At 39.3% G+C, this 7,549-nt stretch carries 6 protein-coding genes; all 6 read left to right on the top strand.

Annotated features, from left to right (window positions below):
• Nucleotides 1–54 precede the first annotated feature (54 nt).
• Nucleotides 55–1,176, top strand: a complete 1,122-nt coding sequence (locus QZ562_RS17940) for a glycosyltransferase (protein ID WP_293763231.1) — start codon at nt 55–57, stop codon at nt 1,174–1,176.
• Nucleotides 1,169–2,161 carry a polysaccharide deacetylase family protein gene (locus QZ562_RS17935; protein WP_293763229.1) on the top strand — a complete coding sequence of 331 codons (993 nt, stop codon included), beginning with the start codon at nt 1,169–1,171 and terminating at the stop codon, nt 2,159–2,161. The genes QZ562_RS17940 and QZ562_RS17935 overlap by 8 nt, the downstream gene beginning before the upstream one ends.
• A 2-nt stretch (nt 2,162–2,163) precedes the next feature.
• Complete coding sequence (locus QZ562_RS17930) at nt 2,164–3,222, top strand: GNAT family N-acetyltransferase (RefSeq protein ID WP_293763225.1); 1,059 nt, start codon at nt 2,164–2,166, stop codon at nt 3,220–3,222.
• Between the two features lie 49 nt (nt 3,223–3,271).
• Nucleotides 3,272–5,155: an asparagine synthase (glutamine-hydrolyzing) gene (gene asnB / locus QZ562_RS17925; RefSeq protein ID WP_293763223.1), complete on the top strand. Its 1,884-nt coding sequence runs from the start codon at nt 3,272–3,274 to the stop codon at nt 5,153–5,155.
• A gap of 29 nt (nt 5,156–5,184) precedes the next feature.
• The gene (locus QZ562_RS17920; RefSeq protein ID WP_293763221.1) at nt 5,185–6,297 is read left to right on the top strand and encodes a glycosyltransferase family 4 protein; all 1,113 of its coding nucleotides are present in this window, start codon (nt 5,185–5,187) and stop codon (nt 6,295–6,297) included.
• A gap of 59 nt (nt 6,298–6,356) precedes the next feature.
• On the top strand, nt 6,357–7,549 hold a 1,193-nt coding region (locus QZ562_RS17915; RefSeq protein ID WP_293763219.1), incomplete at its 3' end, for a hypothetical protein.

Genomic DNA, 7,549 nt, shown 5'->3' with positions numbered 1-7,549 from the left:
CTTTTTTAGGCCTTTTCAAAACTATAACTGTCAGATAAGGGTAGGAACGATTTAGTGGATAGAACAATTAATGTGCTGCAGTTTATTTGTCCTACTGGATTTTATGGTGCAGAGCGCTGGGTGCTCGCGTTAGCGAAACACTTGCATACTGATAAAGTCAGATGTGAATTAGCTGTCACCATGGAACCCTCGCAAAGAGAGCTTGAACTGGTAAAGGAATATCAAAAATTAGGATTGCCCTGCCATCAAATATCAATGAACTATAAAGCTGATTTCGCTGCTATCAGCCATTTAGTAAAACTCATTCACAAAAATAAAATCGATATTATTCATACCCACGGTTACAAGTCAGACATTATTGGTGTTTTAGCTGCTAAAAAAGCGGGTATAAAATGTATTGTGACACCACATGGTTTTGAGAATGCTAAAGATTTCAAGCTACGTTTGTTTATTTGGTTAGGTTGCCAAGCAATGCGATTTGCTGATCTTGTGGTGCCTTTGTCTCAGCAACTATTAGCAGACTGTAAAAGAATTGGTGTCAAGCAGTCAAAGACGGTGTATATCCAAAATGGTGTAGATTTGTCAGAAGTTGAACAGACTTTAACGCCCCAAAGAACAGCGCCAAAAGAAAAACGTATTGGTTTTGTTGGGCAAATGATCAGTCGTAAAAACATTTTCGACTTACTAGATGTATTCGATAACATCAATAATAGACACCCCAACACTCGCTTAGTCTTACTGGGTGACGGAGACGCACGCAAAGAATTAGAAGCCTACGCGGCAACGTTAACAAGCAGAGATAAAATTGAATTTTTAGGGTTTAGAGACGACCGATTAACATTGTTAAAATCCTTCGATCTGTTTGCGATGACGTCCACATTAGAAGGGATACCGAGATGTTTAATGGAAGCAGCAGCAGCCAATATCCCAGTCGCGGCTTATGATATCCCTGGTATTGATCAGATCATTAAGCATAATGAAACAGGGCTTTTAGCGAAGCTTGGAGACAAAAAAACATTAGAGCAGCATTGGGAAAGTATTTTGTTTAATCCTGATATTGCTCAGAAAGTGGCGAAAAATGCTCAAGAATATGTGTATAAGTATTATTCAGCCAATCGAATGGCACAAGAGTATACATCACTATTTTCAAGCAGTTTGGGCATAACTCATGAATAAGGCTAAGCAAGCTAAAAAACCAATAATATTTGTTTTATCTATAGATACTGAGGAAGAGTGGGATTGGTCTGGTCCCTTTCCTCAAAGACATGGAGATGTGCAAAATATTCTTCAAGTTCCAGCCTTCCATACTATCTTATCGTCATTCAATATTCGGCCTACGTATTTTGTCGACTATGCGGTGCTAGAAACAGCCCAATCAATTGAAAATATGCAACGAGTAATACAGCAACAAAACTGCGAAATAGGTGCACATATGCATCCGTGGTGTAACCCTCCTTACTTTGGTGATGTCGGTGAAGCACAATCTCACGTAATAAATTTACCTGTGGAAGAAGTGGCAGCAAAAGTTAAAGCCTTGGTATCAAAAATCAAACAAACCCTTGATGTCACTCCTAAATCGTTCAGATCCGGTAGATGGGGTATAGATGGGAAAGTCATGAATCTACTGTTCCAAAATGGATTCAATGTAGACTCCAGTGTTTACCCGTACTACAAAAATGAGTTTTTCAGTTGCATTGGTTCTCCGCCAACACCTTATTGGGCCGCCTTAGATAAACCACTTGAGCAGACAACTGTGCAAAACATGTTTGAGGTACCAGTAACGGTTGGCTTCAACAGAGAAAATTTTGATTTTTGGAATAGAGTTCATTATTTATTTACTCAGCCTCCACTTAGCTGGACTCGATTTAATGGATTTGCTTGGCATACAAGATTAATGAGAAAAAATTATTTATGTCCAGAATTGTCATCGGTTGCAGACATGATTAATCTTTGCGACATAGCCATTGATAAGGGCTACCCAGTGCTCCATATGTACATGCATAGTTCCAGTTTGTTGGAAAATAGGAATAATATGCTTGGTCAAAGTAACGCGTTTAATCATCTCTGTGGGTCAATAGAGCAAGTCGTCAGTTACTTAGAAAAAAACTATGAAGTAGAGTTTTGCACCATTTCTGAAGCCGCGGATAAACTGAAATCATAAACATGCAAACAACAACTAGTTTCACTATTGCAACTGCTACTAAGCATGCGCTTGCTGATTGGGATCAATATGTAGAAAGTCATCCACAGGCTTCACCCTACCACAGCTTTGCTTGGGTAAATTCTGTGAATAGCGCTTACGATCACAATAATGTTAGTCTGATAGCCTATGAGTCACAAAAAGTTGTCGGGGTTATGCCATGCATAAAGATGCAGCGCCCTTTTTCTAAACCTCTTTACTGTGCCCTACCTTTTTGTGATTTAGGTTTTTGTTTGGCTGACAATGAGACAATAAAGCAAGCTTTAATCACCAAGTCTCTTGAGGAATTTCGCAGCGACGGCGGCGTCAATTTCGAATATCGAGACTCATACAAGTTATCTGATAGTGAAAATTTGGCTGGTAGAAAAGTACGAATGCTTTTAGTTTTACCAGAGAACTCAGCAGCACTGATGGCTGGATTCAAATCTAAATTACGCAGTCAAATTCGTAAAGCTGAAAAAAATGGGCTGACTTATTGTATCGATAATAGTCAAAAACAAATTGATGACTTCTATCAGATATTTGCAATAAATATGCGTAAACTTGGCTCCCCAGTGCATAGCAAAAAATGGTTTCAGTCTTTATTTGAACATTATGCTCATAACATATTTCTATCCGTTGTTTATAGCGAAGACATTCCAGTGGGAGCGGGTATAGTGCTGCGCAATGGAGATAAAACATCCATTCCTTGGGCATCAACCGTTGCCGATTACAACAGGTTAGCGCCTAACATGATGTTGTATTGGTCTTTGTTACAGCATGTGTGTGATCTAGGATGTACCGAATTCGACTTTGGTCGCTCTACCTATGATGAGGGGACATACAAGTTCAAACGTCAATGGGGAGCTGAACCAGTGCCATTAGCATGGTCAAACTTAGCGCAAAGTAACACTTTAGATGCCAGTAAATCTGACGGAAATGTTAGTACAATTAGGAATTTGGTTGAAAAAATATGGTCAAGATTACCACTTGGTCTCACAACAATGCTTGGCCCTAAAATTCGTAAACATATAAGTCTTTAATCATAAAAATAAATTATTGAATATTTAATTAAAAACAGGAATTAATGTAATGTGTGGAATTGCTGGTTTTACTCATTTTTCAGGAAATATGGGTGATAAAGACACGCTGAAAAAAATGGGCGATAGCATTTATCACCGTGGCCCCGATGCGGGTGGCGAACACATCAACGAGCATGTCGGTCTAGCTCATCGTAGGTTAGCGATTATAGATTTGTCAGATGCCGGTATCCAACCTATGACCTCCCACGATGGCAAATACGTCATCGTATTTAATGGCGAAATCTATAATTTCCAAGCAATAAGAGACGAGTTAAGCGCCGCAGGTTACCCGTTTAAAACCCATACAGATACAGAAGTTATCTTGGCACTTTATGCCACTGAAGGCGAAAAAATGTTAAGCAAGTTAAACGGCATGTTTGCTTTTGCTTTGTGGGACACCACCTCTGAAAAACTGATGATAGCCAGAGATCGTATGGGCAAAAAACCTTTATACTATCTGCAAACTGAAACCCAGTTTGCCTTTGCTTCAGAAATAAAAGCCTTACTCACCTTACCCAATGTACCAAGAGATATTCGTTTGGATGCGGTTTACGATTTTTTTGCTTACCAATATATCCCCGACCCTAAAAGCATTTTTACCCACATTCATAAACTCCCACCCGCTCACTATATGACCATCGATGCATCGGGTGTTAATATTCAGCAGTATTGGGATGTATCCTTTAAAAATACCAGCGATGAAAGTGAAGTAGTTTTAACACAGAAACTCCGAGACCTGGCTACACACTGCACCAAACAGCGTATGGTGAGTGACGTACCACTAGGCGCATTTCTAAGTGGAGGTGTCGACTCCAGTGGTGTGGTAGCCATGATGGCCACTAACAGTAAAACACCTGTTACCACCTGTTCAATTGGTTTCGACGAAAAAAAATTCAACGAAACTGAATTTGCCAAAGAAGTAGCGAATCAATATCAAACTGATCACCACGAATTTACGGTCCATCAAAATGTTGCTGATAATTTAGAAAAAATTGTCGCCTATTTTGACGAACCCTTCGCTGATCCTTCATTGGTCCCTACTTTTTTTGTATCCGAATTAGCTCGCCAACAAGTCACAGTGGCCATTGCTGGTGATGGTGGCGATGAAGTATTTGCCGGTTATGAAAAATACACAAAAGACGCAACAGAGAATCGTTTACGCAATAAATTTCCTAAATTTATACGCAAATACGTTTTTCCAAAGTTCGCAGACTTATTATCTAACAGTAATGCTACTGTTTTTCGCAAAGGTAAATCGCTGCTTACCAGTTTAAGTCAAGAACCAGCAATGGGCTTTTATACTACTAACTCACAGATAGATGACAGACAGTGGCAAAAGTTGGCTCAACAAGACATTAAAGAAAAGCTAGGTGACTATCACCCATCTAAAATTACTATCGACGCTTATGAAAAGTCAGACGGCCCAGATCATCTAGCCAAAATACTCTACACCGATATGAAAACGTATTTACCAGGCGGTATATTGGTTAAAGTAGACCGTATGAGCATGGCCAATTCATTAGAGGTTAGAGCGCCGTTACTCGACAAAGACGTGGTAGAGTTTTCTGCGACTGTGCCTTCAGAAATGAAATTTAAAAACGGCGAAAAAAAGCATATTCTAAAAGAAGCCTTTAAGCCTATGTTACCCGATGACATATTATATCGGAAAAAAATGGGCTTTTCTGTTCCTTTGGCAAGCTGGTTCAGACATGAAATTAAAGAGCTAGCCCAACGCTATTTAATAGAACAAGCCCAAGGCCTTAAAGGTATTTTCAACCACGACCAAGTGGTGACGCTTTGGAAAGAACATCAAAATGGTAACGCCGACCACAGTGCACTGTTGTGGAGTATGTTAATGTTTGAAATGTGGTGGGTAAAATATGCACATGCCTAAAGTCTGGCTAAAGACCATAAGTGCAGCAGATGAGTAAGACGTCAATACTTCACCTTACCTATGACATGCGCATAGGCGGTACCGAAATGGTGATTAAAAACCTGATTGAAGGCTCAGATTCGGACCTTTTTGATATGTCGATATTTTGTATCGAGACCCCTATTGGTCCCTGGGGTATTGAAATGCAAAATGCGGGTTTAGCTATTACAGCCACAGCGCGCAAACCCGGCTTTGATATATCATTAATATTCGCGATTCGTAAGCATCTTAAAGTTAACAATATAGATCTGCTGCATTGTCACCAATATTCCCCCTGGGTTTACAGTGTTTTGGCTGCCTTTGGCACCAAAACCAACGTTATTTTTACAGAGCATGGACGATTCTATCCTGATTCAAGTAATTGGAAGCGCAAACTAATTAACCCTTGGTTAGCTCGAATAACCAAACATATTACAGCCATTTCACAAGCAACCAAACAGGCCTTAGTCGACTTTGAAAACTTGCCAAAAGAGCGTATTGAGGTGATCTATAATGGTATCCAGCCTCTTAACGTTGATCCAGTTAAAACATTAGAACTCAAACAAAAACTGAAAATCCCTGACAATAGTCTAGTACTTGGCACAATCGCCAGACTTGACCCCATTAAAAACCATAAAATGATGCTCGATGCTTTTTTACTGGTCTTAAAAGCTCACCCCGATGCATTATTAGTCATAGTAGGTGATGGGGAAGAACGAGAAAAAATTAACAAACACATACAAACTTTGGGCCTCGAAAAAAACGTACTTATGCCAGGCTATGATCCTCAGCCGCAGCATTATTTGGCCTTAATGGATATTTTTTTGTTATCGTCTTTGAGTGAAGGTACTTCGATGACTTTATTAGAAGCTATGTCGTTAAGTAAACCATGCGTGGTAACAGATGCTGGCGGTAACAAAGAAGTGATAGCAGATGGTGAAAATGGCATAGTCACCACGAATGACGATGCCATTGAGTTTTCTCAAGCTATCTTAAAACTAGTAAATGATAAGGTGCTTCTCAATCAGTATGGCGCGGCTAGTCAGAAAAGATTTAGTCGACTATTTGATGTATCTGTCATGGTCAAACGGCTCACTAATCTATATGAAGAACGTCAGAGTTAAGTAGATAATTGTACCCAATCAATTTTACGAAACAGATCAACTAAAATATTGAGAAGATTATGAAATCTATTGTTTTAAGTCGTTGGCTGTTGTTAATTGTTTGTACCGCCTACCTAGCTTTCCCTAATACACGTCCAGATTTCACTGTTTATAACAGTCATGATTCAGAAAGCTACATTGCGTTGAGTAAAAACTTAATCGAAGGGAGAGGTTATACTCGGTCTCTAAACGACAATGAATTTATTCCCCATACACTTTGGCCGCCGGGAATGGCACTTTTACTTGCTCCAGCGGTTGCATTGAGTGGAGAGACAATTAATTTTTGGTATGTTAAATACACAATAATTTTTCTAGCACTTCTAGGGCTAGCGATGACTCGCCTTTATCTAATAAAATTAATTGACGATGAAAAGATGGCAAATTGGGTCGTTACACTCCTAGCACTTAACCCCTACTTTTGGCATTTCAGTCGCATAGCCATGGCTGAAATACCAGTCTTTACTTGGGTAATGCTGTCCTTATTACTGATAGATCGAAGTTTTCAAGCATCTAGTACCAATTTACTAAAATTGGGAGGCGTTGGTTTGATTGTTGGTCTTGGCATGTTGTTGAAGGGCTCAATTGTAGGGTTACTCTTAGCTCCTTTGCCTTATTTATGGCGTCGAGGGTTGTTTTCGCTATCATCGATTAAACAGGGACTAACATTTACGATTTGTTTTTGTGTGCCCTTTGTGTTGTGGATGATGTCAAATATTGACATAGACAAAAGCAACTTAGGGCTAGACGGTGTCAATCAAATTCAAATGATCACAAAAAAGGTCATTGAAGACCCAATGAGTGATTATAAAACTATTTCTGAAATCCTGACTACAGCCCAACAGAACATTCTTTGGCATGCTATTTATCATGTTCCAAATCACATTATCCCTGGTTTGTTTTTAGCCGATATTGTTAACCTACCCGCTGGAAATATGCTGGCATTGATATTAAGTGTAGCGATTTTGGCTTTGATACTTACTCAGTTTAAAATATTAATGCCCTTGATCCTTAGCATTTTTCCTGCTGCTATTTTAATTTCTGTGATGACTATTGGAGGGGCAGAACGATACTGGTTTACCATAACCTCATTATTGTTAATTGTTTGTTACCTTGCCCCCTTGCGATTGATTAATAACAAGAATTATAGAAGGATAGTAATAGTCTGCCTAACAATCACCCAGCTAGTAGGCTTAACTCAGTTTATCTATAGACA

It is taken from the genome of uncultured Paraglaciecola sp. (assembly GCF_913058035.1).
GTDB lineage: Bacteria > Pseudomonadota > Gammaproteobacteria > Enterobacterales > Alteromonadaceae > Paraglaciecola.
This window is presented reverse-complemented; position numbering and strand designations above follow the sequence as displayed.

Excerpts from the sequence above, each read along its gene's own strand:
- QZ562_RS17935 (WP_293763229.1), top strand. The coding sequence starts at position 1,169 with ATGAATAAGGCTAAGCAAGCTAAAAAACCAATAATATTTGTTTTATCT.
- QZ562_RS17930 (WP_293763225.1), top strand. The coding sequence starts at position 2,164 with ATGCAAACAACAACTAGTTTCACTATTGCAACTGCTACTAAGCATGCG.
- asnB (WP_293763223.1), top strand. The coding sequence starts at position 3,272 with ATGTGTGGAATTGCTGGTTTTACTCATTTTTCAGGAAATATGGGTGAT.
- QZ562_RS17920 (WP_293763221.1), top strand. The coding sequence starts at position 5,185 with ATGAGTAAGACGTCAATACTTCACCTTACCTATGACATGCGCATAGGC.